Origin of the sequence: Promicromonospora umidemergens, from assembly GCF_024171995.1 — a bacterium.
Lineage (GTDB): Bacteria > Actinomycetota > Actinomycetes > Actinomycetales > Cellulomonadaceae > Promicromonospora > Promicromonospora umidemergens.
In genome coordinates this window covers 121,839-147,742 of the sequence record NZ_JAMTCT010000006.1, presented here as the reverse complement: position 1 = coordinate 147,742, position 25,904 = coordinate 121,839, and the positions used below count along the sequence as shown (strand labels likewise).

General features: G+C 71.1%; 26 protein-coding genes and 1 tRNA gene. 14 read left to right on the top strand and 13 right to left on the bottom strand.

What is annotated here, in order from left to right; genetic code table 11:
• Nucleotides 1-27: 27 nt before the first annotated feature.
• The 4 genes from APR04_RS12515 to sp36 form a co-directional block, all read right to left on the bottom strand.
• The gene (locus APR04_RS12515; RefSeq protein WP_253870724.1) at nucleotides 28-1,263 is read right to left on the bottom strand and encodes an NAD(P)/FAD-dependent oxidoreductase; all 1,236 of its coding nucleotides are present in this window, start codon (nucleotides 1,261-1,263) and stop codon (nucleotides 28-30) included.
• A 129-nt stretch (nucleotides 1,264-1,392) separates the two neighbouring features.
• A tRNA-Pro gene (locus APR04_RS12510) sits at nucleotides 1,393-1,469 on the bottom strand.
• 132 nt (nucleotides 1,470-1,601) lie between these two features.
• Entirely contained in the window at nucleotides 1,602-2,069 is a 468-nt protein-coding gene (locus tag APR04_RS12505; protein WP_253870722.1) for a RidA family protein, read from the bottom strand.
• Nucleotides 2,066-2,233, bottom strand: a complete 168-nt coding sequence (sp36, locus tag APR04_RS12500) for a Sp36 family protein (protein WP_253870720.1) — start codon at nucleotides 2,231-2,233, stop codon at nucleotides 2,066-2,068. The genes APR04_RS12505 and sp36 overlap by 4 nt, the downstream gene beginning before the upstream one ends.
• A 108-nt stretch (nucleotides 2,234-2,341) precedes the next feature.
• Between sp36 and APR04_RS12495 the strand changes: the two genes are divergently transcribed.
• A complete protein-coding gene (locus APR04_RS12495; RefSeq protein WP_253870718.1) occupies nucleotides 2,342-4,729 on the top strand; it encodes a transglycosylase domain-containing protein in 2,388 nt (795 codons plus the stop codon).
• Between the two features lie 5 nt (nucleotides 4,730-4,734).
• Nucleotides 4,735-5,673, top strand: coding sequence for a metallophosphoesterase (locus APR04_RS12490; protein ID WP_253870716.1), 939 nt, complete (start codon nucleotides 4,735-4,737; stop codon nucleotides 5,671-5,673).
• A 94-nt stretch (nucleotides 5,674-5,767) separates the two neighbouring features.
• On the opposite strand, the gene APR04_RS12485 is transcribed toward APR04_RS12490, so the two are convergent.
• From APR04_RS12485 to APR04_RS12470, 4 genes are all read right to left on the bottom strand, one after another.
• Complete coding sequence (locus tag APR04_RS12485) at nucleotides 5,768-6,445, bottom strand: Crp/Fnr family transcriptional regulator (RefSeq protein WP_119141697.1); 678 nt, start codon at nucleotides 6,443-6,445, stop codon at nucleotides 5,768-5,770.
• A 240-nt stretch (nucleotides 6,446-6,685) separates the two neighbouring features.
• A complete protein-coding gene (locus APR04_RS12480; RefSeq protein WP_253870714.1) occupies nucleotides 6,686-7,801 on the bottom strand; it encodes a bifunctional 2-methylcitrate synthase/citrate synthase in 1,116 nt (371 codons plus the stop codon).
• A 31-nt stretch (nucleotides 7,802-7,832) separates the two neighbouring features.
• The gene (gene prpB / locus APR04_RS12475; RefSeq protein ID WP_253870712.1) at nucleotides 7,833-8,738 is read right to left on the bottom strand and encodes a methylisocitrate lyase; all 906 of its coding nucleotides are present in this window, start codon (nucleotides 8,736-8,738) and stop codon (nucleotides 7,833-7,835) included.
• Nucleotides 8,738-10,270 (bottom strand): MmgE/PrpD family protein, encoded by a 1,533-nt coding sequence (locus tag APR04_RS12470; RefSeq protein ID WP_253870711.1) that lies wholly within the window; start codon nucleotides 10,268-10,270, stop codon nucleotides 8,738-8,740. Before APR04_RS12470 ends, prpB begins: the two co-directional genes overlap by 1 nt.
• A gap of 176 nt (nucleotides 10,271-10,446) precedes the next feature.
• Between APR04_RS12470 and nth the strand changes: the two genes are divergently transcribed.
• Nucleotides 10,447-11,256, top strand: a complete 810-nt coding sequence (gene nth, locus APR04_RS12465) for an endonuclease III (RefSeq protein WP_301312421.1) — start codon at nucleotides 10,447-10,449, stop codon at nucleotides 11,254-11,256.
• Between the two features lie 58 nt (nucleotides 11,257-11,314).
• On the opposite strand, the gene APR04_RS12460 is transcribed toward nth, so the two are convergent.
• Both APR04_RS12460 and APR04_RS12455 read right to left on the bottom strand, forming a co-directional pair.
• Entirely contained in the window at nucleotides 11,315-12,274 is a 960-nt protein-coding gene (locus APR04_RS12460) for an alpha/beta fold hydrolase (RefSeq protein WP_253870707.1), read from the bottom strand.
• A gap of 90 nt (nucleotides 12,275-12,364) precedes the next feature.
• Nucleotides 12,365-13,219 (bottom strand): winged helix-turn-helix transcriptional regulator, encoded by an 855-nt coding sequence (locus APR04_RS12455; protein WP_253870705.1) that lies wholly within the window; start codon nucleotides 13,217-13,219, stop codon nucleotides 12,365-12,367.
• A 286-nt stretch (nucleotides 13,220-13,505) separates the two neighbouring features.
• Between APR04_RS12455 and APR04_RS12450 the strand changes: the two genes are divergently transcribed.
• Complete coding sequence (locus tag APR04_RS12450) at nucleotides 13,506-14,246, top strand: hypothetical protein (protein ID WP_253870703.1); 741 nt, start codon at nucleotides 13,506-13,508, stop codon at nucleotides 14,244-14,246.
• Between the two features lie 40 nt (nucleotides 14,247-14,286).
• On the opposite strand, the gene APR04_RS12445 is transcribed toward APR04_RS12450, so the two are convergent.
• On the bottom strand, nucleotides 14,287-14,946 hold the full coding sequence (locus tag APR04_RS12445; RefSeq protein WP_301312420.1) for a YceI family protein: 660 nt from the start codon (nucleotides 14,944-14,946) through the stop codon (nucleotides 14,287-14,289).
• 216 nt (nucleotides 14,947-15,162) lie between these two features.
• On the opposite strand from APR04_RS12445, the gene APR04_RS12440 reads away from it, so the two are divergent.
• Nucleotides 15,163-15,612, top strand: coding sequence for a thioredoxin family protein (locus APR04_RS12440; RefSeq protein ID WP_253870699.1), 450 nt, complete (start codon nucleotides 15,163-15,165; stop codon nucleotides 15,610-15,612).
• Nucleotides 15,609-16,049, top strand: a complete 441-nt coding sequence (locus tag APR04_RS12435) for a DUF4395 domain-containing protein (RefSeq protein ID WP_253870697.1) — start codon at nucleotides 15,609-15,611, stop codon at nucleotides 16,047-16,049. Before APR04_RS12440 ends, APR04_RS12435 begins: the two co-directional genes overlap by 4 nt.
• 130 nt (nucleotides 16,050-16,179) lie before the next feature.
• Here the strand turns inward: APR04_RS12435 and APR04_RS12430 are convergent, their stop codons facing one another.
• The gene (locus APR04_RS12430) at nucleotides 16,180-16,539 is read right to left on the bottom strand and encodes a DsrE family protein (protein WP_253870695.1); all 360 of its coding nucleotides are present in this window, start codon (nucleotides 16,537-16,539) and stop codon (nucleotides 16,180-16,182) included.
• 152 nt (nucleotides 16,540-16,691) lie between these two features.
• On the opposite strand from APR04_RS12430, the gene APR04_RS12425 reads away from it, so the two are divergent.
• The 8 genes from APR04_RS12425 (at nucleotide 16,692) to dtd (ending at nucleotide 23,476) form a co-directional block, all read left to right on the top strand.
• Nucleotides 16,692-17,294 (top strand): heme-binding beta-barrel domain-containing protein, encoded by a 603-nt coding sequence (locus APR04_RS12425; protein WP_253870693.1) that lies wholly within the window; start codon nucleotides 16,692-16,694, stop codon nucleotides 17,292-17,294.
• A 101-nt stretch (nucleotides 17,295-17,395) separates the two neighbouring features.
• A complete protein-coding gene (gene ygfZ / locus APR04_RS12420; protein WP_253870691.1) occupies nucleotides 17,396-18,547 on the top strand; it encodes a CAF17-like 4Fe-4S cluster assembly/insertion protein YgfZ in 1,152 nt (383 codons plus the stop codon).
• Between the two features lie 130 nt (nucleotides 18,548-18,677).
• On the top strand, nucleotides 18,678-19,793 hold the full coding sequence (locus tag APR04_RS12415; protein WP_308292345.1) for an FUSC family protein: 1,116 nt from the start codon (nucleotides 18,678-18,680) through the stop codon (nucleotides 19,791-19,793).
• A gap of 469 nt (nucleotides 19,794-20,262) precedes the next feature.
• On the top strand, nucleotides 20,263-20,640 hold the full coding sequence (locus APR04_RS12410; RefSeq protein WP_253870983.1) for a PadR family transcriptional regulator: 378 nt from the start codon (nucleotides 20,263-20,265) through the stop codon (nucleotides 20,638-20,640).
• Nucleotides 20,637-21,608, top strand: a complete 972-nt coding sequence (locus APR04_RS12405) for a permease prefix domain 1-containing protein (protein ID WP_253870689.1) — start codon at nucleotides 20,637-20,639, stop codon at nucleotides 21,606-21,608. Before APR04_RS12410 ends, APR04_RS12405 begins: the two co-directional genes overlap by 4 nt.
• Before the next feature lie 22 nt (nucleotides 21,609-21,630).
• Nucleotides 21,631-21,966 carry a DUF2516 family protein gene (locus tag APR04_RS12400; protein WP_253870687.1) on the top strand — a complete coding sequence of 112 codons (336 nt, stop codon included), beginning with the start codon at nucleotides 21,631-21,633 and terminating at the stop codon, nucleotides 21,964-21,966.
• Complete coding sequence (locus tag APR04_RS12395) at nucleotides 21,960-23,054, top strand: asparaginase (protein WP_372496106.1); 1,095 nt, start codon at nucleotides 21,960-21,962, stop codon at nucleotides 23,052-23,054. The genes APR04_RS12400 and APR04_RS12395 overlap by 7 nt, the downstream gene beginning before the upstream one ends.
• The gene (gene dtd / locus APR04_RS12390; RefSeq protein ID WP_253870685.1) at nucleotides 23,051-23,476 is read left to right on the top strand and encodes a D-aminoacyl-tRNA deacylase; all 426 of its coding nucleotides are present in this window, start codon (nucleotides 23,051-23,053) and stop codon (nucleotides 23,474-23,476) included. Before APR04_RS12395 ends, dtd begins: the two co-directional genes overlap by 4 nt.
• 54 nt (nucleotides 23,477-23,530) lie before the next feature.
• On the opposite strand, the gene APR04_RS12385 is transcribed toward dtd, so the two are convergent.
• A complete protein-coding gene (locus tag APR04_RS12385) occupies nucleotides 23,531-25,594 on the bottom strand; it encodes a helix-turn-helix transcriptional regulator (RefSeq protein ID WP_253870683.1) in 2,064 nt (687 codons plus the stop codon).
• Between the last annotated feature and the right edge of the window lie 310 nt (nucleotides 25,595-25,904).

The window sequence follows — 25,904 nt, the reverse complement described above, 5'->3', positions numbered from 1 at the left end:
ACGCACGGTCTGAGGGTGCCGGCTCAGTCAGCCTACGAAGCCCTCCAGCTCCGCCGTCGACACCTTCCTCCGAGACCTGATCAGTTCCTCCACGCGCTCCATCTGTTCCCACACGTTCACGGCCATGCCGGCCACGACCAGCCCGTCGACACGCCAGAACGCCACGAACTCTCGCTTGCCGGCGTCGCCGGAGACCACCACGTCGTCATATCCCGCCTGGACGTCCACCCAGCCGGTGTACTCCATGCCGACGTCGTACTGGTCGCTGTAGAAGTACGGCAGCTTGTCGTACGGATCGGCGGCACCGAGCATGGCGCGGCCGGCGTGCGCGCCGGTCTCCTGCGCGACCGCCCAGTGCTCCACCCGGAGCGGACGTCCGTAGTGCGGGGAAGGGACGCTGGCCACGTCGCCCCCGGCAAAGACGTCGGGGGCCGACGTCGCCAGGGTTCCGTCGACGACGATCCCGCCACCCTGCGCGGCGGGCCGGAGATCCAGACCCGCGGCCTCTGCGAGGCCTACGTTCGGTGTGGCACCGACGCCGATCACCACGACGTCGGCCCCGAGATGCGTGCCGTCCGCCAGGTCGACGCCTGTGACGCGACCGTCGGTACCACGGATCGCCAGGACCGACGCGTCGCGGACCAGGCGGGCCTCGTGCTCGGTGTGGACGCCCGCGTAGAAGTCACTCATCTCGGGCCCGAGCACGCGGCCGAGCGGATGCGGGCCGTCGCCCACGACCGTGACGTCCAGCCCGAGCGACCGGGCTGACGCCGCCACCTCCAGCCCGATCCACCCGTCACCGATCACCACGATCCTGCCCACGCCCTCCAGCGACGCTTCGAGCAGCCTGCTGGAGATGCGGTCGGAGTCGTCGATGGTGCGCAGGTAGTGCACGCCGGCGAGGTCGCCGCCGGGCAGGTCGAGGGTTCGCGGCGCGGAGCCGGGGGCGAGCAGCGCCTTCGCGTAGGCGAGCGTGGCGCCGTCGGACAGCGTGAGGACGTGGCCTGCCGGATCCAGCCCGACCACCGTCTCGCCGGTGCGAACCACGACGTCGTGCTCGCGGTACCAGCTCTCGTCGAGCGGGAAGACGACGTCGCGCTCCGACTCGCCGCGCAGATAGTCCTTGCTCAGCGGCGGGCGCTCGTACGGGTGGTGCGGTTCGGTGGTCACCACCACCAGATCGCCGTCATAACCGCCGGTGCGCAGCGCTTCAGCGGCACGGGCGGTCGTCAGCCCGCCACCTACGAGGACGTACGGATCCATCGGGTGCCTCCCATGCTGGGTATGGCCCTAAGTCTCGCACCGGAGGGGAAGGCGGGCACGGGCGCCCGGCGACAGCAACGCAAAAGGCCCTCCAGCTCAGCATTTCTGCTGACCAGAGGGCCTCTTCCATGGTCGGGGTGACAGGATTTGAACCTGCGACCTCTTCGTCCCGAACGAAGCGCGCTACCAAGCTGCGCCACACCCCGATGGAGTCCACCGCAGGACAGGCAAGAAGCCTTTCCGCGGAAGCCTGCTCAGAATAGCCGACGCAGGGCCCGGAACGAAACCGGATCCTTCAGTGGGTCCGATCACGCCCGTTCCAGGCCGCTGCGTAGGCACTACGCGAGCTCGACGACGAGCTCTACCTCGACCGGTGAGTCCAGCGGAAGAACCGCCACGCCGACGGCGGAGCGGGCGTGCACGCCCGCGTCGCCGAAGATCTCGCCGAGCACCGAGCTGGCGCCGTTGATGACCGCGGGCTGGCCGGTGAACGCCGGGTCGCTCGCGACGAATCCGACGACCTTCACGATGCGCGTGATCGCGTCGAGCGAGCCCGTGACCGACCGGACGGCGGCGAGCGCGTTGAGAGCGCAGGTACGTGCGTAGATCGCTGCGTCTTCGGGGGAGATCAGGTTCTCGCCCTCGCCGACCTTGCCGGTGGCCGGCAGAGCGCCCTCGGTGAAGGGCAGCTGGCCGGAGGTGTAGACGTAGCGTCCGGTCTGCACCGCCGGGACGTACGCAGCGACCGGGGCCGCTACCTCGGGGAGCGTGATGCCCAGCTCGGCGAGGCGCTGCTCGTGACTCATGCGTCACCGCCCGCTGGTCGCTTCAGGTAGGCGACCAGACCGGTGCCGTCGGGTCCGGGGACCACCTGCACGAGCTCCCAGCCGTCCGAGCCCCACTGATCGAGGATCGCCTTGGTGTTGTGAATGAGGAGGGGGATCGTCGCGTACTCCCACTTCGTTGCCATGGCTCCGATGCTAGCCCGCGATCGACGACGGCGATTCCGCACGAGACCTGCACAACGGCCGGTCGAGTTTCGGCGCGCCGTGTCGGGGGCACCCCGTAACCTGGAGTCATGGCCTTGCCGAATTCCCGCGAGCCGCGTCGGGTCACTCGAACCATTCCCGCAGCGCAGCTCATCGGACTCCTTCTCGCATTCGTGCTCACCGCCGGCGCCGGCGGCGTGATCGCGGCCGGACTGGTGATCCCACTGGCATCGGGCGTTGATACTGCCGTCGACACGGGCGTCGAGGTGTTCGAGGAGGTGCCCGCCGAGCTGGTGCCTGGGCCGCTGTCGGAGCAGTCGCAGATCTACGCGAGCGACGGCAAGACGAAGCTGGCCACGTTCTATGCGCAGAACCGCATCATCGTGCCGCTCGACAAGGTGGCGGACCACATGAAGAACGCCGTGATCTCCATCGAGGACGAGCGCTTCTACACCCATGGTGGCGTGGACCCTGAGGGCATCTCGCGCGCCGCGGTCAAGAACTTCGGCGGCGGCGCCACCGAGGGTGCCTCCACCCTCACACAGCAGTACGTGAAGAACGTGCTCATCGAAGAGGCTGACCGGTCGGGCGACACGTTCGGCGTGCTGGAGGCCAGCGAGGGCTCGCTCACGCGAAAGCTCCGCGAGGCGAAGCTCGCCATCGCGATCGAGAAGCAGATGTCCAAGGACGAGATCCTCCAGGGCTACCTCAACATCGCGCAGTTCGGCCGGAGCGTGTACGGGGTCGAGACCGCATCGCGGCACTACTTCAACAAGTCGTCGAGCGACCTGTCGGTGGTCGAGGCGGCGACGATCGCCGGTATCACCAAGTCCCCGAACGCGTTCGACCCGGTGCAGAACCCCGAGGATGCCGCAAAGCGTCGGGATCTCGTGATCGGCAAGATGTGGCAGCTCGGCTACATCACGACCGAGGAGCGGGACAAGGCGTTCGACACGGAGCTGGAGGACAGCCTCGATGTCCAGCCGCTCGACGTCGGGTGTGACTCCGCCGAGGGCGCCGCGTTCTTCTGCGACTACGTGATCAAGGAGGTCATGGCCAGCCGCGAGTTCGGGAAGACGCGGAGCGACCGTCAGGACCTGCTCTACCGCGGTGGCCTCAAGATCATCACGACGCTCGACATCAAGAAGCAGCGGGCCGCCGAGCAGACCATCACCGGTGAGATTCCCGCTGATGACCCCAGCGGTCTCGAGGCGGCGATCACCTCGGTCGAGCCAGGGACCGGCAAGATCCTGGCGATGGCGCAGAACATCCCGTACGACGCGAGCAGCAACCCGGCGCCGCGGCACACCGCACAGAACTACTCGGCGGACTACTCCCACGGCAACTCGCGAGGCTTTCAGGCCGGCTCGAACTACAAGCCGTTCGTGCTCACCGAATGGCTGCGCAGCGGACACACGCTGAACGAAAGGATCAGCGCTACGACGGTGACGCTTCCGCAATCGTCGTTCAGGGGCAATTGTGAGGGTGCGTCCCTGGCCGGTGAGGACTGGACGGTGCGGAACGCCGAGACCGCGGAGAGCACCAGCATGAGCGTGCTCCAGGGTACGTTCCAGTCCGTGAACTCCGTGTACGCCCGCATGTCGCAGCAGCTCGACCTGTGCGACATCCGGCAGTCCGCGTACGACGTCGGTTTCCGGCCCACCCAGCATGCGTCGATTGACGGTGGTGGACCGATCGAGGGCGAGGCCACCGCGCGGGACATCGAGGTTCTCCCCTCGATGGTGCTCGGTACTCAGTCGACGTCCCCGCTGGGTATGGCCTCTGCGTACGCGACCTACGCCAGTGGCGGGACGTACTGCAAGCCGATCGCGATCCTCGCCGTCAAGGACCGGGCCGGCGAGGACATGGACGTGCCTCAGGGGGACTGCAAGCAGACTGTCGAGCCCAACGTGGCGAACACGGTGGCCTACGCAATGACCAAGGTCTTCAACCGGGACCCCTGGGGCACCGCGTGGGAGCTGGGCGGTCTCAAGGATGGACGTGCTGTGGCCGGTAAGACGGGTACCACCAACGGTGCGTACCAGAGCTGGTTCACCGGGTACACGCCGAACCTGTCGACCTCCGTGTGGGTCGGTGAGTCAGAGGGTGACTTCGAGCACTTCGACATCACCGTGAACGGCGAGTTCCACGAGTACCTCTATGGCGGCGAGGTCGCGGCACCCACGTGGAAGACCTACATGGACCAGGCCATCGAGGGCCTGCCGGTCAAGAGCTTCCCTGAACCCGATCCCAAGCTGGTCGGTCAGAGGGCCACTCCGCCGAGGTCGGACTCGGGGTCGGAGTCGGAGTCGGGCGACGGTGGCTCCGGAGACTCGGGCTCTGGTGAGTCGGACTTGGATGAGCTTGATTTCGGTGACTCCGACGGCGGAAGCTCGGACTTCGGTGAGAACGGGAACGGGAACGGGAACGGCAACGGGAACGGCAACGGCGGCGGCAACGGCAACGGGAACAACTGATCTGCATGGGTACCCTGGGTAACGTCGGCAAGGTTCTCGGGATCGCTGGGGGCGTTGCCGCCGCCGGGTTGGCATACGCGCACGTGGAGACCAAGCTCTTCCGCGTGCGGCGGGTGACCGTGCCGGTGCTGCCCCCGGGGCAGCGGCCGATCCGGGTGCTCCACGTCTCGGACCTGCATCTCACGCCGGGTCAGCGCGCCAAGCAGGCCTGGGTGCGGTCACTGGCCGCGCTCGAGCCTGACCTGGTGATCAACACGGGCGACAACTTCGGGCACGCGCAGTCACTGGCCCCGCTGCTCGACGTCCTCGGGCAGCTGATGGACGTCCCCGGGGCGTTCGTCATGGGGTCGAACGACTATTACGCCCCGACGTTCAAGAACCCGGCCCGGTACCTGCTGCCGGACGCTCGCGTGGAGCGCGAGGACAAGGTGCCGCTGCCCACGACATCGCTCGCCAAGGCATTCACCGACGCCGGCTGGGTGGACCTGGACAACCACCGGGGCCTCGTGGAGCTGCGCGACGGGCGCACCGTGGGCCTGGTCGGCATGGACGACCCGCACCTCGAGCTCGACCTGATGCCGGAGCCGGGTCGTGTGCCCGGTGAGGAGGACGCGGTACTGCGCCTCGGCGTCGTCCACGCGCCGTACCAGCGGGTCCTGAACCAGCTGAAGGACGACGGCGTCAACGCCATCATCGCGGGCCACACGCACGGCGGGCAGCTCCGCCTGCCGTTCTACGGGGCGCTCGTGACGAACTGCGACCTGGACAGGGTCCGGGCCTCCGGGCTGCACGGCTGGCCCGGCGAGCGGCCGGACCGTGAGGGCGGCGAGAAGTCGACGTGGCTGCACGTCTCGGCGGGCGCCGGGACGTCGCCGTACGCGCAGGTCCGCTTCGCATGCCGCCCAGAGGCGACGCTGATGACGCTGACGGCGCGGGTCGCCTGAACGCACGCTGCGGATGATCGGTAAATAGTCAGGTGGTCGGCACCCCGAGGTGCCGACCACCTGACTATCTACCGATCATGCGTGCACCGACAGCTCAGCGCGCCCTGCGTTCCAGCCTGTCCAGGTCCAGCAGGACCACGGCCCGGCCCTCGCGGCGCACCCAGCCGCGGGTCGCGAAGTCGGCCAGGGCCTTGTTCACGGTCTCGCGCGAGGCGCCGACGAGCTGCGCCAGCTCTTCCTGCGTGAGGTCGTGCGCCACGCGGATGCCGTCGTCGTTGGGCTCGCCGAACCGGGTCGACAGGTCCAGCAGAGCCTTGGCCACGCGGCCAGGGACGTCCGAGAACACGAGATCCGCGAGGGTCTCGTTGGTGCGGCGGAGGCGGCGTGCGAGCGCGCCGAGGAGCTGGGTGGCGACGCCCGGGTGGTCGGCGATCCAGCGCACGAGCGAGTCGTGCCGCAGCTCGTAGACCACGGAGTCCGACACGGACGAGGCCGAAGCGGTGCGGGGTCCCGGGTCGAACAGGGAGAGCTCACCGAACATCTCGCCCGGGCCGAGGATCGACAGCAGGTTCTCGCGGCCATCACTCGACCGGCGACCCAGCTTGATCTTGCCCTGCGCGATGACATAGAGCCGGTCGCCCGGCTCGCCCTCGCGAAAGAGCACGTCACCCCGGACCAGCTCCACGGGCACCATGGACTCGAAGAGCGCGCGGGTCTCTTCGCCTTCCATGTCCGCGAAGAGGGGGGCAGAGAGTACGACTTCGTCGTCCACCAGTGGTGTCCTCACGTGTCGGGGACTTTCGTCCATCAGTCTTTTCCACCTCTCAGTCTGCCTCAATGTCACGAGATTGCCGGGTTATCGGTGTCTCTCGTGGCGTCCGCGTGGCGTGCAGCCCAACGCGATCGTCCGCCTCAGGCGGGATGTCGGCTTTGCTCGGTGCGAAGTAGGACGCCCGTCCATAAATCCTAGGGGGTGTCACCTGGGGGTTTGGAACGGGCGTCCGACGTACCCTCAGGGAACCTCGCGCTGCTCCGGCCCCACGTACTCGCAGACCGGCCGGATCAGCGCGTTCGCGGCGCGCTGCTCCATGATGTGCGCGGTCCAGCCCGTGATGCGGGAGGCCACGAACAGCGGCGTGAAGATGTTCGTGTCGAACCCGATCAGGTGGTAGGCCGGGCCCGCCGGGTAGTCGAGGTTCGGCTTGATGTTCTTGGCCGCGCCCATGGCGTTCTCGAGGGTGTCGTAGAGGTCGAGCACCTCGGTCTGGCCGTAGTGCTCCGCGAGGTCGCCGAGGACCGCCCGCATGGTCGGCACACGCGAGTCGCCGTTCTTGTAGACCCGGTGGCCGAACCCCATGATCTTCTTCTTGTTCGTCAGGGCGTCCTCGAGCCAGGCCTCTGCCTTGTCGGCCGTGCCGATCTCCTCGAACGTCGCCTGCACCGCCTCGTTGGCGCCGCCGTGCAGCGCCCCCTTGAGCGCGCCGACGGCGCCCGTCACGGCAGAGTGCAGGTCGGCGAGCGTCGAGGTGATGACGCGCGCGGTGAACGTGGACGCGTTGAACGAGTGCTCCGCGTACAGCACCATCGAGGCCTCGAAGGCCTGCACGACGGCGGGCTCCGCCTCCTCGCCGAACGTCATCCACAGGAAGTTCGCGGAGTAGCCGAGGTCCTCGCGCGGGTGCACGATCTCCTGGCCGCGGCGCCGGCGCTGGTCCAGCGCGACGACGGCGGGCAGGACCGCCCACAGGCGCAGCGACTTGGCGAGCTCCGCCTCGACCGAGGAGTCCTCGGCCTGCGGGTCGTGGGCACCCAGGATCGAGACCGCGGTGCGGCACACGTCCATGGGGTGGCAGTCGGTGGGCAGCTCGAGGATCGCGTCGCGCACGTTGTCCGGCAGCTCGCGGTGCACGCGCTCGGCCGCCGTCTGCTCGGTGAGCTGTGCGGGCGTCGGCAGCTCGCCGTGCCACAGCAGGTAGGCGACCTCCTCGAAGGTCTTCTTCGCTGCCAGCTCCTGGACCGGGTAACCCCGGTACAGGAGCGAGTTGGTCTCGGGGTTGACCTTCGAGATCGCCGACGTGTCAGCGACGACGCCGGCCAGACCCTTGCGGATCTCCGTGGTCTCGGTCATGCGCACTCCTTCGTGTCCTGGCGTTTCGAGGTCAGGGCTTGTAGGTGAAGACGTCTCTGTCGAAGTGGTTGTAGGCCGCGTAGTCGGTGAGCTCGTAGAGCCGTGCGCGGGTCTGCATCTCGGGTACCAGGGCATCCTGGGTGCCCGACGCCGAGATGTGGTCCAGCGCCCGCTCCGCGGCACCCATCGCGATGCGCAGCAGGGTGACGGGGTAGATCACGAGCCGCGCCCCGGCGTCGTGCAGCTGCTTGGCGGTGAAGAGCTCGGACTTGCCGAACTCGGTCATGTTGGCCAGCACGGGAACGTCGAGGGCCGAGGCGACGGCCTCGAACTCGGACAGGTCCTTCATCGCCTCGGGGAAGATCGCGTCGGCCCCGGCGTCGACCAGGGCCTTGGCGCGGTCGATCGCGAGCTTGAGCCCACGCTCGCCCGGCTCGGTGCCGCGGACGTCGGTGCGCGCCATGATCAGGAAGTCGGGGTCGCGGCGGCCGTCGACGGCGGCCCGGATGCGCCGGACGGCGTCGTCGAGCCCGACGACCTCCTTGCCGTCCAGGTGTCCGCACCGCTTGGGGTTGACCTGGTCCTCGATGTGGATGCCGGCCACACCGGCGTCCTCCATGGTCTGGACCGTGCGGGCCACGTTCATGGGCTCGCCGAACCCGGTGTCGGCGTCTGCCAGCACGGGCAGGTCGGTGACGCGGGCGATCTGCCCGGCCCGGCCGGCCACCTCGGTCAGCGTGGTCAGGCCGATGTCGGGCAGTCCGAGGTCCGCGGAGAGCACGGCGCCGGAGACGTAGACGCCGTCGAACCCCTTGTCCTGGATCAGCTTGGCGCTCAGCGGGTTGAACGCACCCGGGAGCCGCAGGATGTCCGGGCCTGCGAGGGCCTCGCGGAAGGCGCGGCGCTTGGCCGCAGGCGTGAGGTGGGAGTAGAGCATCAGGCCCGCCCGAGCTCGAAGAGGCCCGTCGGGGCCTGGACCGTGTCCAGCACACCGGGCGCCGCGACGATCGTGAGCTCGCGGACCTCGGCTGGCGTGAGCTCGGGCAGCCGCTCGGCCAGGCCGAGGAAGCGCTCGATCTCGGCGTCCTCCAGGATGCCTGCCGCCAGGGTGCGGAACTTGGCGACGTAGTTCGCGCGGGCGAACGGGCGGGCACCAAGGGGGTGGGCGTCGGCGACGGCGATCTCCCTGCTCGCGACCTCGCCCGAGGAGAGCGTGATCTCGACGCGGCCGCCGAAGGCCTTCTCGGCAGGGTCGGTCGAGTGGTAGCGGCGTGTCCACTCCGGGTCCTCGGCGGTGGTGACCTTGCGCCACAGCCCGACCGTGTCGGGGCGCTGGGCGCGCTCCGGGGCGTACGAGTCGACGTGGTGCCAGCCGCCGTCCTGCAGCGCGACCGTGAAGATGTACGGGACCGAGTGGTCCAGGGTCTCGCGCGACGCCGTCGGGTCGTACTTCTGCGGGTCGTTCGCGCCCGAGCCGATCACGTGGTGCGTGTGGTGGCTGGTGTGCAGCACGATGCCCTGGACGTTCGCGGGGTCGCGCAGCTCCGGCCGCTCGTTGCCGAGCGCGCGGGCCATGTCGATGATGGCCTGTGCCTGGTACTCCGCGGAGTGCTCCTTGGTGTACGTGTCGAGGATGCCGGTGCGCGGCTCGCCGATCGCGGGCAGCACGACGTCGTAGGCGGCGTCGGGCCCGTCCAGGAGCCAGGCGACGACGCCGTCCTCACCCTCGTAGATGGGCTCTGGAGAGGTCTGGCCGCGCATGGTGCGGTCCACTGCCTCGATCGCGAGCTTGCCCGCGAAGGCCGGGGCGTGCGCCTTCCACGTCGAGATCTGGCCCTTGCGGCTCTGCCGCGTCGCGGTGGTGGTGTGCAGCGCCTGGCCGATGGCCTGGAACACCGTCTCGGTGTCCAGCCCGAGCAGCGTGCCGATGCCTGCGGCGGCCGACGGGCCGAGGTGGGCCACGTGGTCGATCTTGTGCTTGTGCAGGCTGATCGTGCGGACCAGGTCGACCTGGATCTCGTAGCCCGTCACGATGCCGCGGATCAGGTCCTTGCCGGTACAGCCCGCGTGCTGGGCCACCGCGAGGATCGGCGGGATGTTGTCGCCCGGGTGCGAGTACTCGGCCGCGAGGAACGTGTCGTGGAAGTCGAGCTCGCGCACGGCCACGCCGTTGGCCCACGCGGCCCACTCCGGGCTGCTCGTCGCCTCGGGGGCGAGGCCGAACACCGTCGAGCCGGGCGAGTACGGGTGCGCCTGGGCCTGCGACCGGGCGGCGACCGCCGGGCCACGCGTGAGGCTGGCGGCCGCCACGGCGGCGTTGTCGATCACGCGGTTGATCACCATGTCGGTGACCTCTGCCGTGGGCTCGACGTTGTCCGTGGCGAGCTCCGCGAGCTTCCAGGCGAGCTGGTCGGTGCGCTTCAGCGGCTCGGCGGACGGGTAGACGCGCAGGTGGTGCGTGTACGGCATGGTGATTCTTCCTCGATTCACGTGGACCGTCGTGAGGTCCGGGTGCTGCCCGGACCGTGGGGTGGGGCATCGGGTGCGACAGCACGGCTCGTGGACGGCGTGTGCGCCCTCGACCTTCTCATACTCCGCGTCCCGGGTACACGGCGCCAAACCGGGCGGCGGAGCTCGACAGCCGAATGTCAGCAAGGCTCGCTAGTGTGACCGATGTGACAACTGTCAGGGAACGCGAACCCGAAAAGGCCGCCGGCAATCCGCAGGAGAACCAGCTGGCACTCGTGCGCAGGGCCCGGCGGGTCAACCGCCGGCTCGCGGAGACCTATCCGGACGCCAGGGCCGAGCTGGACTTCACGACGCCGCTGGAGCTGCTGATCGCGACGGTGCTCAGTGCGCAGACCACCGACGTCCGCGTCAACCAGACCACGCCGGAGCTGTTCGTCATGTACCCGGACGCGCAGGCGTACGCGGAGGCGGACCCGGACGAGCTCGAGGAGATCCTGCGGCCGCTCGGTTTCTTCCGGGCCAAGGCGCGGGCCGTGACCGGCCTCGGCCAGGCGCTCGTCGAGCGGTTCGACGGCAAGGTCCCCGGCCGGCTGAAGGACCTGATCACGCTGCCGGGCGTCGGGCGAAAGACGGCGAACGTGGTGCTCGGCAACGCGTTCGGCGTACCGGGAATCACGGTGGACACGCACTTCGGGCGCGTGGCACGGCGGCTGGGCCTCACCACGGAGGAAGACCCGGTGAAGGTCGAGGCGGAGGTGGGCGAGCTGTTCCCCAAGAAGGACTGGACCAAGCTCAGCCATCACCTCGTCTGGCACGGGCGGCGGGTGTGCATCTCGCGCAACCCCGCCTGCGGGGCCTGCAGCATCGCGGACCTGTGCCCGTCCTACGGGGCGGGCGAGACCGACCCCGACAAGGCGGCGAAGCTGGTGCGCCCGGCGCCGGACCGCTCGGCCTCGGCGGGCCTGCCCATCGTCGCGCCCAAGTAGCCCTCGCCCGCGGCCGGTCCTAGCGGCCGGTCCTAGCGGCCGGTCCTAGCGGCCGGTCCTACCGCGGCACCGGGCTCACGCGGGCCAGCCAGTCCAGCAGGATCTCGTTCACCCGGTCCGGGGCCTCCTCCGGGAGCAGATGGCCGGCGCCCGGGATCAGCTCGTAGCGCAGGTCGGGCGCCAGGGCGACGGCATCGAGGTCGGACCGCTCGGGTCGTACGATGCCGTCCAGGCCGCCCTGCAGCTGCAGGGCGGGAACATCGAGTGGACGGCGCAGCGCGGCGCCGAACCGGCGCCCGTCCATCCGCGGTGCGGACCGCACGGCCCAGCGCAACGCCTCCGCGGCGGAGTGCGCGGCGAACGGGATACGCATCACGGACCGGTACAGCTCCACTACGTCGTCGGGCAGCGGGGCGGCGGCGCCCAGCGTCAGTGTGCGTCTCACCAGGTCACCGTGGGTCAGCGCGCGCTCAGGCAGGGTCGGCAGCTGCAGGTACGCCAGCTCGCGCAAGGCCGCCGACGTGAACGCGGCGTGGCTGCGCAGGCGGACCCGGGCAGGGTGCGGGCTGGCGAGCACGGCGACGGCCGCCGTCGTGCTGCGGTGCAGGGCCCCCAGGGCCCAGGCGAGCGTGCCGCCCGTGCCGTGCCCCACCATCACCGCGCGCTCTCGGCCGAGGGAGCGGACGACACCCGCGACGTCCGCCGCCCGTGCCGGCACCCCGTAGCCCGACGGCGGCTTGTCCGACCCGCCCACACCGCGCACGTCCATCGCCGCGACGCGGTAGCCGGCGTCGGCCAGGGCGGGGATCTGCGCCCGCCACGCCCACCAGAACTGTGGGTAGCCGTGCAGCAGCATGATCAGCGGCGCGGAGCGGCTCTCGCTGCCGGCGACCGCCACGTGGAAGCGGGAACCGCCCGACGAGACGAACTCGTGCTGCCACGCGCCCTCGACCAAGGCACACGTGTAGTCGCTGGTGGCTGCCGTGCGGACGGCCGGTCGAGCCGAGAGAGCGGTCACGATCACGAACTTACGCGCTCGGCAGCGGGTCTGCGCGATGCTCGGATGCCCTCCTTTCGCTGCGGCCGGGTGCTCCGCCCGTGCGCAGCCTCAGTGGCCCCTCTGCGCGACCCGCTTGCCGGCGGGCCCAGCGTTCGGGTCGTCCGTGGAGCCCGCGTTCTGCCCGGGGGAGCCGACGGCGTCGGTGGTGGCCGGGGCGCCGGCGGCTGAAGCGTGGTCCGGCAGGCTGGCCGGCGCCGGGGGAGGTGGCGGCTCCTCGGCCGGACGCTGCTCCTTGGGCGGGTCGAACCGGTAACCGACGTTCCGCACCGTGCCGATGAGCTGCTCGTGCTCGGGACCGAGCTTGGCCCGCAGCCTGCGCACGTGGACGTCGACGGTCCGCGTACCCCCGTAGTAGTCGTAGCCCCAGACCTCCTGCAGCAGCTGCGCGCGCGTGAACACGCGGCCCGGGTGCTGCACCAGGTACTTGAGGAGCTCGAACTCCTTGTAGGTGAGGTCGATGGGGCGACCGCGCAGCCGGGCGGTGTACCCGCCGGCGTCGATGGCGAGCTCACCCGCGGAGATCTCCTGCTGCGACTCCTCGGCCGGGCCGCGCGCCGAGCGCTCGATCACCAGGCGCAGGCGAGCCTCGACCTCGGCGGGCGAGGCGGACTCCAGGAGCAGGTCATCGGCACCCCACTCGTGGGTAACGACCGTGAGGCCGCCCTCGGTGAGGATCAGCACGAGCGGCACCGTGAGTCCGGTGGCGTGCAGCAGCCGGCAGGTTGTCCGGGCGGCGACCAGGTCGCGCCGGGCGTCGAGCAGGACGACGTCCGCGTCCGGCGCGTCCACCAGCGCCGACGGCTCCATCGGCAGCACTCGCACCCGATGGGACAGCAGTCCTAGTGCGGGCAAGATATCGGCAGACCCGCCGGTAGCGGGTGTGAGGATCAACAGCTCTGCCACTGACGCACCTCCTCTCGGAACCGGCGTCCTGCAACCGTCCCTGGCTCGGGTCTCGCTGTAGCGAGACGTCCCGTCGCGTCCAACTGGCACTCAACTGGCTCTGCGGAAGTCTGCCCTGTTGCTTGTTGCGTGCATGTTACACGCCCTTTTCCTGGGTACCACCATGCCGGTCAGGACCCGTGACGCACGCATGACGCGAGTGTCTCTCGTCTCCCTCGGTCCGCTGTTCGGATACCGGACGTGCTGCGATTGAAGGAACTTGGGCAGACTCTGGAAAACTCTGGGTGTGTCCGTCTCCACCCGCGCCGTGACGACCGCTGCGCTCGCAGCCCTCGTCGCCGCAGCGTCCTACGTCCAGCCCCGGCCGTTGCCCCTCGTGGCGGCGGTAGTGGTCCTGGTGGTTCTCGTCGCGCTGGGCTGGCCGTCGCTGCTCCGGCTGCCCGCGTCCGGAAGCACCCGCGTGGTCGTGGCTCTTTGCGGCATCGGCGGAGCGGTCGCCACCTACTTCACCCAGGGCGAGCCGGTGCTACGGCACCTGCCGACGGTCCTGGCCGGCGCGGTGGTGCTCGCCTTCATCGCGCAGATGCTGCGCCGCGACGGGCGGCCACAGCTCACCGAGTCGGTGTCGGGCACGGTGGCTGGCGTGGTCGCCGCCATCGCGACCTCCGGCTGGATCGCCGCCGCGCGGTCCGACGCCGGTGCGGACCTGGTCGTGACCAGCGCGGTCGCGCTGGCGGTCGCCGCCGCCGTGTCGGCGCTGCCGGTGCGTGGCTGGGTGGCGCTGGGGATCTCCGCCGTCGCCGCCGTGGTGGTGGGCGGCGGGGTCGGGACGCTGCTGCCGAACATCGACACCGTGAGCGGCCTCTGGTGCGGGCTGGTCTCGGGCGTCGTCGTGGGTGCGCTGCACCTGCTGCTGGAACGGCTGCCGGCTCGTGGTGCCCGGCTGGCGGGGCTCTCTGCGAGCGCGCTACCCGTGGCGGTGTGCGGCATCTTCGTGTTCGTCGTGGGCCGGATGGTCATCCTCTGACGCGTCGACGACCGCGGTGACCACGACGCCGTCGGGCCGCTCAGGACTGACGGATCATCTCGCCGGCGATCTCTATGCGGACCTTCTTGGCGACCAGGACGCCGCCGGCCTCGAGCGCGACGTTCCAGAGCAGACCCCACTCCTCGCGATCGATGTCACAGCTGCCGTGGAAGCCGAAGATGTCCTGGCCGTAGGGGTCGTGGCCCACGCCGCCGAACTCGCACTCGAGCGAGACCGGGCGCGTGACGCCGCGGACCGTGAGCAGGCCGTCCATGACGAACTTCGTGAACGAGCCGTCAGGCTGCAGCGGGTCGTGCGGGGCCCGGCCCGCGGTGCCCGCCTTGAGCCGCGCCCACGAGAAGATCGGGTCCACCTGGGTCCGCATCCGGAAGCCGGTGCTGCGGAACTCGATGGCCGGGTGGTTCTCGGCGTCCAGGAAGTCCGGGCCGGACAGGTGGGCGTCGCGGTCGGCGACGTGCGTGTCGATCGACGCGGCCTGGATGGTGCAGGTGACCTGGGAAGCGAGCGGATCCTCTGCGACGACGACGGACGCCTCGCCCTCGGCGAACTCCCCCCGTACGGGGCTGACCATCATGTGCATCGCAAGAAAGCCGAGCCGCTTGTGGTTCTGGTCGATCTGGTATACACCGGCCGCTGGGATGGTGATTCCATTCCAGGTGCGAGTTGGCAAAACTTCCATCTTAGCAAATTCTCCCATATATGCGGATGCATGCACGCTACCATCGGAGCGGCACCGGCAGGTCGGCATTTCGGCACGAGAAATACTGCTGGGCCGGGTGTCGTGCCAAGGAAAGCACGCGTCCGACCGTGCGAGAGAGTCAGAACGCGCACTGTGACAGGCGTCATTGCAGGTGAGGGCTTGTCCAGATGAGCAACTCACGGCATCGTGGGCTAAATGCTGGGACAGGTGATAGCGCTCGTCGTGCTCGTGCTGGGTACTGCCGCACTCGGAGTGTGGTGGTCGGCACGTCAAGGGGCCGTGCGCGCGCCCAGGGAAACGCCCGTCGGAGTCGACTGGGCGTCGTCCGGGATCGCGCTCGCGGACCGGGTGACCTTCGTGCAGTTCTCGGCAGAGGTGTGTGCCGCCTGCCGGTCCACTTCCCGGGTGCTCGGCGGGCTCACCAGGTCGGCGGCCGACGTCGGGCACCGTGAGCTCCTCGTGGACGACCACCTCGACCTCGTGCGCAGCCTTGGCGTGCTCCGTACGCCCACCGTGCTCGTGGTCGACGGCGGTGGGCAGGAGGTCGCCCGCATGAGCGGTGTGGTGTCCGACACCCAGGCACGCCAGGCGCTGAGCCGGATCCCGGCCGCGGTGGCCGAAGCGGACGGGGAAGGGCAGTCATGAGTGTGAGCAAGGGGATCGACCCGCGCGGACCGCGCGTAGGGGCAAGCATCACGGCGGTGCTGCTGGCAGCCGTGGTGCTGCTCGGCGCGAGCACCGCCGGACTGTGGCTGCTGACGTTCATCATGCTGAGCTTCGTGCTCGGCACGCTGCGCGGTGCCGAGGGTTCGTGGCAGGGCATGCTGTTCAAGAAGTTCGTGCGCCCGCGCCTGAGCCCGCCCGGTGAGCTGGAGGACCGTCGCCCGCCGCGCTTCGCGCAGGGGGTCGGTCTCTTCGTCACCGCGGTGGGCGTGCTCCTCGGGTTCTTCGGTGTGCTTCCTGCGGTGCCGATCGCGGCAGCGGTGGCATTCGTCGCCGCGGCGCTCAACGCCGTCGTCGGGCTCTGCCTCGGGTGCGAGATGTACCTGCTGATGCGCCGGGCGGGCCTGGTCCGCGCCTGAGCGCGATCTCGGATCGCGATCTCGGATCGCGTAGTCGGGTCGCGTAGTCGGTAAGACGTCAGGCGATCGGCAGCTCGGGCTGCCGATCACCTGACGTCTTACCGACCTCTCGAACCGGGCCCAGCCGGGCTCAATAGACCAGGGCCTGGGCCCCTTCGCGCAGGATCTCCTCGGTGAACAGGGCAGATCCTGCGATCCGGACCCCGGGCAGCACGTCCGCCTCGGTGATGCCGCGGCGCGCGGCGCACTGGGTGCAGAGCGTGACGGTCCCGGCGGCCAGGACGACCTCCAGGAGGTCGGGCAGCGGCGTCGCGTGCTCGAGCGTGAGGTCGGCGCCGCGGCCCGGCAGCGCGAACCACGCCGACTCGCCGGTGAGCCAGAGGCTCACCTCGGCTCCCGCCGCCACGGCCGCGGCGGCGACGGTGAATGCCTGGTTGGTGGCCTCGGGCCGGTCCAGGCCTGCAGTGGTCTTGATCACGAGCTCGCGCATGCCGCTGACTGTAGGCGCTGGACCGTTAGGATCGACACCATGTCGATCCATGCCCTTGAGCTCATCTTCACCGGCCTCATCGTGGCCGTCGCCGTCGCCGTCACCTGGTTCGCCGGCTACGTCGTCTACAAGCTGTACACCGGCCAGCGCTGATGACGTTCGCGTTCCCTGACGGCCTCTCGCCCGAGGTGTACCCGCTGGCCTGGCTGGTGGGCCGGTGGCGCGGCGAGGGCGTGATCGAGTACCCGGGCATCGGCAAGAAGGCGTTCGTGCAGGACCTGGTCCTCGACCACGACGGCGGCCCGTACCTGCGGTTCGAGTCCACGCTGCGGGTGCTGGAGGACGTGGTCCCGGACGCGCTGCCCGGCGACGGCGAATGGCCGGCCCCGGTGCCGGACCCGACGGAGGCCGCCGCCCCAGCCGACGTCGCAGCCGCCGGGACCGTCTGGTCCACCGAGACGGGCTACTGGCGCGTGTCCACCGACCGCCCCGACGGCCTGGAGGACGACAAGCAGGCACTCGAGGTCCTCGTTGCCGACGCCTCGGGGCGCATCACCGTCTACATCGGCGCGGCCGGCAACGGGCGGATCGACCTGGCGTCGGACGCGATAGCGCGTACGTCGACGGCGTCCGAGGTGCGGGCGTCGAAGCGGCTGTACGGACTGGTCGAGGGCCGGCTGCTGTGGGTGGAGGAGCTCGCGGCGTTCGGCGAGCCGCTGCGCTCGTACGCGTCGGCGGAGCTGGATCGGCAATGAGCCGTGTCGGACCCATGGGTCACTCCGGTGGCCTGAGCGCCTGACACGTCGTGCGGGCGGGGAATGCCTCGCCCGCCCCCAACGCTGCACCTGAGGTGAGCATGGATTACGTGAGCCCCCTGTTGAGCCGCCATGGAGCGGTCGCCGCTGCCGGGCCCGACGCCGGGATTGCCTGGCACTACGGCGACCCGACCGCCGAGCAGCGTGCGCTGTCGCGCGGTGGCGCCGTGGTCGACCAGTCGCACCTGGGGGTCGTGCGGGTCGCGGGACCGGACCGGCTGACCTGGCTGCACTCGATCACCTCGCAGCAGCTGGAGGACCTGGCCCCGCGGACGAGCACCGAGCTGCTCGTCCTGTCACCGCAGGGCCACATCGAGCATGCCGCGGGCGTCGTGGACGACGGCGATGCCACGTGGCTGATCACGGAGCGCGAGTCGGCGCCCGGTCTGGCCGGCTGGCTCGACCGCATGAGGTTCACGCGTCGCGTCGAGGTCACGGACGCCACCGATGAGTGGGCGGCGATCGGCGAGCCCGTCGCGGCCGACGGCATCGAGGGCGAACCGGTGACCTGGCACGACGCCTGGCCCCACGTCGTCGGTGGCGGAACGCGCTACGGTCCGCCCGAGTCCGAGCACCCCGGCGCGGAGCGCCCGTGGCGGCTCGTGCTGGTGCCTCGCGCAGACCTGGAGTCCGAGGTCGCGGCTCGTGAGGCGGCCGGCTGGCCGCTCGCCGGTACCTGGGCCACGGAGGCGCTCCGCGTCGAGGCCTGGCGCCCGCGATACGCGCGCGAGGTCGACGGCCGTACGATCCCGCACGAGCTGGACTGGCTGCGCACCTCTGTCCACATCAGCAAGGGCTGCTACCGGGGCCAGGAGACGGTCGCCCGCGTGCACAACCTCGGTCGGCCGCCCCGCCGGCTGGTGATGCTGCACCTCGACGGCTCGCAGCACCTGCTTCCCGAGCCGGGCGCCGAGGTGCGTCTCCCGGCGTCGGACGGCGGAGCGGGGAAGGTCGTCGGCACCCTCACCTCGATGGCCCGCCACCACGAGCTGGGGCCGATCGGCCTCGCGGTGCTCAAGCGCAACGTGCCGGAGGACGTCGAGCTCATGGTGTTCGGCGAGATCTCTGGCCAGGTCATCGAGGTGTCCGCGGCGCAGGAGACGGTGGTCCCAGGCGACGGTATGTCGGTAGACCGCCCCGAGGCGCACGGCCCGCTCACCCGCGGCCTGCGTGGGCCGGGCAGCCTGATCTGACCGGCATACCTGTCAGACGCACACGTACGTGTCGGACGTACGGGTCACTCGGCTGACCCGTACGTCTGACGTGCTGGAGGTTCTGACAGCGCCTCGTGTTCGACGGTCGGGCGGATGCGAAGATGCCTCCGTGACCTCATTGCCCGGCTCGGCGGACGACATGTGGCGCAAGGCCATGCGCACGCTGGTGCTGCGCACCCGGCTGCGCCAGGGCTGGACGCGCGCACGGGCCGGTCTGCTCCCGATCGCGCAGGCGTCGCTCGCCGCCGGCATCGCGTACGCCGTCGCGCACTACGTGCTCGGCCACGAGATGCCGTTCTTCGCGCCGGTCGCCGCCTGGGTCTGCCTCGGGTTCACCGCGCTGCGCGACGTGCGCCGGGTGGCCGAGATGGCCGTGGGGGTCGCCGTCGGCGTCGGCATGGGCGACCTGCTGGTGCACCTCATCGGCTCGGGCTGGTGGCAGCTCACCGTGGTGCTGTTCATCGCCGCCATCGCGGCGCGGTTCATCGACCGAGGTGCTCTCCTGGTGATCCAGGCCGGCGCGCAGGCGATCATCGTGGTGGGCCTGCCGTCCGTGTCGGGCGGGCCGATCGGGCGGTGGACGGACGCGCTGATCGGTGGCGCTATCGCCCTGCTCGTCGCGCTGCTCACGCCCGGCGACACCCGACGACGCCCGCGCGCGCTCGCCGAGCAGGCGGTGACGGAGCTCGCAGAGACCCTCGAGACGCTCGCCCGCGGCATGCGCTCGCGCGACGTGGACGACGTCGGCGCCGCCCTGGTGCGTGGCCGAGCCTCCGAGCCCGTGCTCGCGGAGTGGCAGGAGGGCGCCCGCGCCGCACGCGAGCTGGCCCGGATCTCCGTGGGGCGGATGCACCGCGGCGAGCTGGCGCGGCTGGAGGGACAAGCGGTGCTCGTCGACCGGACGATGCGGTCGGTGCGGGTCCTCGCCCGCCGGGTCGTCCCGGTGCTCGAGGGCGACCACGACGTCGATCCGGTGGCAGGGCTGGTCGAGGGCTTCGCGTCGGCCGTGCGGCAGCTCGCCTCCGACGTCGGATCAGGGGGCGACGGTTCGCGCGGGCGCGAGGCCCTGACCATCGTGGCTGCGCAGGCGGACCCGCGAACCGTCGGCGAGGGGGACTGGCAGGTGCAGTCGCTGGTCATGCTGCTGCGGTCGCCCATCGTCGACACGCTGGAGGCCGCCGGTGCCTCCCCGGGTGAGGCACGAGACGCGCTGCCGGAGCTGTGACTGCTGGAGCTGTGACTGCTGGAGCTGTGGTTGCTGGAGTTGTGGGCGCCGCCAGGCCACCCACCCAGGCCGGCCCGGACGCCGAGTGCAGAGTTGGTCGCGGGCACAACTGCCGACTGCAGAGTTAGTAGCGGCTAGCGGCCCTGTATCCGCAACGAAGTCTGCGTTCGCCGGCTGTGCCCGCGACCAACTCTGCACTCGGCGCGCGGCACTCGGCGCGCGGCGCGCGGCGCGCGGGGTGGGGGGCGGACAGGCGGGGGCTACCGCGTCTTCGGCCAGCGGCAGCGCCCCGACTGCAGACTTGGTAGTGCCCCCGAGAGCTCACTGCAGACTTGGTTGCGGGTACAGGCCACCTATCCGCTACCAACTCTGCAGTCGGCTGGTGGGTCCGCAACTAACTCTGCAGTCGGCCCCGGCCGTGGCAGTTTCGTTGTGATGTAGTAGTTGATCAGATACAGTTCCTGATGTGATGCAACAGGCGAGCGGGTCGACGTCGGACGGCGGAGCGGATGCCTTCGCCGCCGATCTCCTGCGCGGCCACACGGACACGATCGTGCTCGGCGTGCTGCGCGGCCGGGACCGCTACGGGTTCGAGATCTACAAGGTGATCCGCGACGCGACCGGCGGCGATTACGAGATCAAGGAGGCCACCCTCTACGCGGCCTACCGGCGGCTCGTGAAGGACGGTCTGGTCGAGGGCTACTGGGGCGACGAGTCCCAGGGCGGGCGGCGCAAGTACTACCGCATCACCGACGCGGGCCGGGCCGTGTACCGGCGCAACGTGGACGCATGGGTGGTCACGCGGCGCACCATCGACTCCCTCCTTGACCTGAAAGGTTCTCGATGACGAACACATCGGTGCATCGACTGCTGGACGAAGCCTTCGTGGGTCTCCCGGCCACCGCCGACGTGCAGGACCTCAAGGAGGAGATCCGCGCGAACCTCCTGGACCGCGTCGCGGAGCTGACCACGGGTGGCGTCGCCCCCGACGAGGCTGCCCGGCGGGCGGTCGACGAGCTCGGCGACGTGCGTGCGCTCGTCGAGGAGGCGTCCGGTCAGACGGCGGACGGGGGAGCGGGTGCGCCCGCGATGCCCAGCCCTGCCGTCGCCAACGCGGCTGCGGCAGCTGCCGAGCGGCGCCGGGAGCCCGTAGCGCGCAGGGACGCCGCCGGCATCGTGGTCGCCTCGGTAGTGGCCGTGCTCGCTCTCGTCCCGCTCGTCGCGGCCACCGCATTCCTGGTAGGCAACGCAGACCGAATAGACGGTGACGCCCCGGAACACCTGGTGCTGCTGCTCGTCGCGCCGTTCCTGTCCGGACCCGCCGTCGGCTGGATCGTCGCGGCGTCACTCATGCGAGAGACGGCCACGAACTACCCGATGCCACGCCGACGGGCTGTCGCGTACGGAGCGGCGGCGGCAATCCTGCTGACCGGTCTGGTTGCGGGGTTCGAGTACTACGGAGTGTTCGCGCGCCCTGCCTCGGCCTTCCAGACCGCGGTACCCCTGTTCGTCGTCGGCGGCGGCTGGCTCGCCTACCTCGTCGCCACCCAGACGAACCGGCACAAGCCGTGGGTCCTGGAGCAGGCGCGGGAGCATGCGCAGGCCGGTGACCGTTTCGAGAAGGACCCCGCGGCGGCCGCCCGGTTCGGCATCTACGCGACCATCGTGTGGACTCTGACCGCCGCGGCGTTCCTCGCGGTCGGATTCACGGTGAGCTGGCTGTGGGCGCTGCTTCCCGCCCTGCTCGGCGTGGCCGCGTTCATGCTGATGCTCGCCACGATGCTGTTCGGCGCCAAGCACACCCGTCAGGACTGAGTCCGTGCCGTAGGCTCGCGCCGTGGGATTCTTGCAGTGGTTCGTCATGGCAGCGCTCGCGCTCGTGGTCTTCGTCGTGCAGGTCGTCGCGTTCATCGACGCCGTGCGTCGGCCCGACAAGGGCTTCCGGGCCGGAGGGCGCGTGCCCAAGGCCGGCTGGCTGGCGATCCTGGGCTTCGCAGCGGCTCTCGGCTTCCTCGGCCTGCCCCAGGGCTGGATGGCGGGCGGGTTCATGTTCGGCTCCTTCCTCAACATCATCGCGGTGGCGCCGGCGATCATCTACTGGGTGAGCGTGCGGCCCCGCCTCCAGCCGTACGGCACGGGCAACAAGCCGCGCGGCCCGCAGAGCGGCTGGTGACGGCGCCCATGCCGGCCGGGCCGGCGGCGTCGTCGATGTCCCGGCCGGGCAGCACAGCGTCGGGCGGCGTGCTCGACGACGCCGCACCGCTCGCCGAGGTGATCCGCGGCGACCTCGTGGAGTCGGTGCACCTGGGGCACCTCGTGGTGCTCGACCCGGCCGGCCGGCCGGTGATCCAGGTGGGCAACCCGACCACGCCGATCTGGGCCCGGTCGTCGCTCAAGCCGCTGCAGCTCGTCGCGATGCTGCGTGCCGGCCTGGAGCTGCCGGACCGCCTGCTGGCGCTGGCCGCCGCGAGCCACAACGGCGAGCGGTTCCACCTGGAGGGCGTGCTGCAGATCCTCGCGTCCCGAGGCCTGGGGCCCGACGCCCTGCGGAACACGCCCGACCTGCCGCTCTACCCGCCGGCCGCGCTCGAGTGGCACATGGCGCCGCTGGCCGGCGGGCCGGGTCCGGCGCCGCTGGCGCAGAACTGCTCGGGCAAGCACGCCGCGATGCTCGCCACCTGCCTCACGCAGGGCTGGGACATCGAGACCTACCTGTCGTCCGAGCATCCGCTGCAGCGTGCGGTCCGGGCGACCATCCTCGACCTGACCGGCGACGCCGAGGTGGTCATGCACGCCACCGTGGACGGTTGCGGCGCGCCCCTGTTCTCCACCACGCTGCTCGGCCTGGCACGCGCGTTCTCGGTCCTGAGCGCCGCGCCCACCGTCGACCTCCGTTCGCACGAGGCACGCGTCGGTCGCGCGGTCTCCGCGCACCCCGACATGGTGGGCGGCACAGGCCGCGACGCCACGCTCGCCATGCAGGCGGTGCCGGGCCTCGTCGCGAAGGACGGCGCCGAGGGCGTCTACGCCGCCGGCCTGCCCGACGGCTCGGCCATCGCGTTCAAGGTGCTCGACGGCTCCGCCCGGTCGCGTCCGGCCATCCTCGCCGCCGCCCTGCGCGCGGCGGGTGCTGCCGGTCTGCCGGGGGTGTACCCGGGTGGGCTCGACGGTCTGGGTCGCGTGCCGGTGCTCGGCGGCGGACGGCCGGTCGGGGAGGTCCGGGCGGTCTTCGCCGACGCCTACACCGAGGGCCGCCGATGAGGGCGGTGCTCCAGCGCGTCACCCGCGCGTCGGTGATAGTCGACGGCGAGGTGGTGGGCGCCATCGACAAGCCCGGGATCCTGGCTCTGGTCGGTGTGACGCACGACGACGGCCCCGCCCAGGTCGAGACGATCGCCCGCGAGATCGCCGACCTGCGGATCCTGCACGACGAGAAGTCGGTCGCCGACGTCGGCGCGCCGGTGCTCGTCGTCAGCCAGTTCACGCTCTACGGCGACGCCCGCAAGGGGCGCCGCCCGACGTGGAACCAGGCCGCACCAGGACCGGTCGCCGAGCCCCTCGTGGACGCCGTCGTCACCGCGCTCCGGGAGCGTGGGCTGACTGTCGAGACCGGACGGTTCGGTGCGGACATGCAGGTGGAGCTCGTGAACGACGGCCCGGTGACGATCCTTCTCGAGGCCTGAGCCCTCGGCAACGCCTCCGGGCAACGCTGCTGGGCAACGCTGCTGCCGAGCGGCTCAGCCGCGCAGCGCCAGGACCGCCAGCTCAGTGCGGGAGCGCACCCCGAGCTTGCGGAAGACCCGTCCCAGGTGCACCTCCACGGTGCGGACCGACACGTAGAGGTTCGCGGCGACCTGCCGGTTGGTCCGGCCCTGCACCACGAGCCTCGCCACGTCGAGCTCGCGCTCGGTGAGCAGGCCGTTCCACTGCACGCACGGCTCCTCCTGCCCGGTGTCGGAGGCAGCCCCTCCCGTCGACTCGCCCGGCGCCCGCCCGGCAGTCTCGCCGGTCGTCCGGGTCTCGCCGGCCGAGCGGCCGGTCGAGCGGCTGGTCGAGCGCGCCTGGGTGGTCGTCTCGTCGGGCTCGCCCGGCGTCGCCCTCCGGAGGGCCGTGCCGCCGGCACGCGGCGCGGCACGTCCCGCGCCCGTCGGCACGAAGTCCGGCGTCCTGAGGGCCTGCTCGGCGACATGCTCCCAGGCCTTCGCCCCGGACTCCTCGAACAGCTCGTGCGCACCGAGCAGGTGCGCAGCGGCATCCACGGGCAGGCCGAGGCGGGCCAAGGCCCGGGCGGCGACCAGCTCCGTGAGCCCGCGCTCGAACGTGGAGCCCACGCGGAGCGAGGCCTCGACGGCCCGTTCCCGTGCCCGGTTGACGCCGGAGGCATCGGCGAGGGCCAGCTCGGCGCGCGCCAGGTCGAGCCGACGACGGCGCACCGGCCCGCCGGAGAACCCGTTCCCGGACTCCGGCCCGACCGGCGGCAGGGCGCGGAGCCGCAGGCGCTCGTAGGAGCGCCGGGCCGCCCGGTCCTGCCCGGCGAGCACCAGCAGCTCCACCGGGTCGGACGTGGGCAGCCAGAGGCGGTGCAGGTCGTCGCCGCCCCGCTCGGCCGCGAGCCCGAGCAGCGTGGCGGCCTCGACCCAGCGCCCGTCGAACACGGCGGTCTGGGCCCGGTCGCCGAGCGTGGCCGCACGCACGACGGGCGCGACCTGCCCCGGCACCGCCGCCTCGAGCGCCGCCGTCGGCCGGCTGAGGTGTCCGTCGCGGACCAGGTCGAGGCGTCGCGCGAGCGCGATCCCGAGCCCGCCGAACGCGAGGGCCACGGGGAGGCGTTCGACGGCGTCGTCGAGCACGGAGGCGGCCTCGGTGATGTCGCCGAGGCGCAGCGCGAGGTAGGACTGCGCCACGCGCAGGTGCGCCTCCGCGAGCGGGCTCATCGCCTCGTCGGGGCCGTCGAACCACCGGCCGGCCGGGCGGGCGGGGGCCAGCTCCGCGACCTCGGACAGGAGGGTGGCGGCCTCGCCGGGGGCGCCGTCGAGCAGGCGGATCGTCGTGCGCGCCGCGGCGATCGCCGCACGGTCGACACCACTGGCGTCGTCGGGCAGGACGGCGTCGGGCCGGCCGTCCAGGAGCGCGAGCGCGATCCCGAGCGGGCGCGCGGCGTCGGGCACGCCGATGGCGGACGAGCCGGTGTCGGCCGGGTGGGTGGCGCGGCGGAGGTGCACGACGGCGTCGTGCACGTGCCCCGCCCACAGCGCCGCCCGACCGGCGACCGCGAAGGCGCGTGCTCGCACCGCGCCGGTGCCGTGGCTCGCGGCCTCGCGGGCGACCTCGTGCGCACGGTGCACGTCGCCGCGGGCGAGGTGCTGCTCGGCGAGCTCGACCAGGCCGTCGGCGAGCAGGGGATCACCGGCGAGCGTGCTCAGGGCCGTGTGCCATATCGCGATGAGCGGCTCGTCGGCCTTGCGGTGCACATCCGCAAGGGCGACGTGGGCGGCGGTGCGGGTGGCCAGGTCGGCGTCGTCGTGCACCACCGAGCGGACGCGTGGATGGTGGAACCGGAACCGGCCTCCCACGAGATGCAGGTGGTGCCCGGCCGGACCGGCCATGAGCGTGTCGATGTCGGTGCCCGACGCGGCGAGCAGCACCTCGGTGCGGTCCACCACGGCGACGGCGGCGACGAGCAGCACGCGGCGCGCGTCGTCGTCGAGCCCGAGCGGGCCAACGGCTTCGCGGACCGCGCGCGCGGCGGGTAGCGGGTCCGGCATCAGAGCCGTCCCGAGCAGATGCTCGTCGTCGAGCATCCGGGCTGTCTGGTCTACACATCCAGGTTCGTCACCCACCACTCGGCTGAGCTCACACGCGACGTCGGGCGCCACGGTGCGGTCACCGAGAGAGAGTGGAAAAACGACTTGCAGCGGCAGCGCGGTCATCGTTGACCCTCCCCGGATTCGTTCACGGTGCTCGCAAGTATGGCCTCCTCATGTTTCACCCGCATCAACCTGGGCCCACGACTTTTGCTGCGATACACCGATCGACCTGCCATCCTGCCCCGCCGGACGATCGATGTACCTGATACCGCACGACGTTGTTTCGGTGCCCTCACGGCCGGGC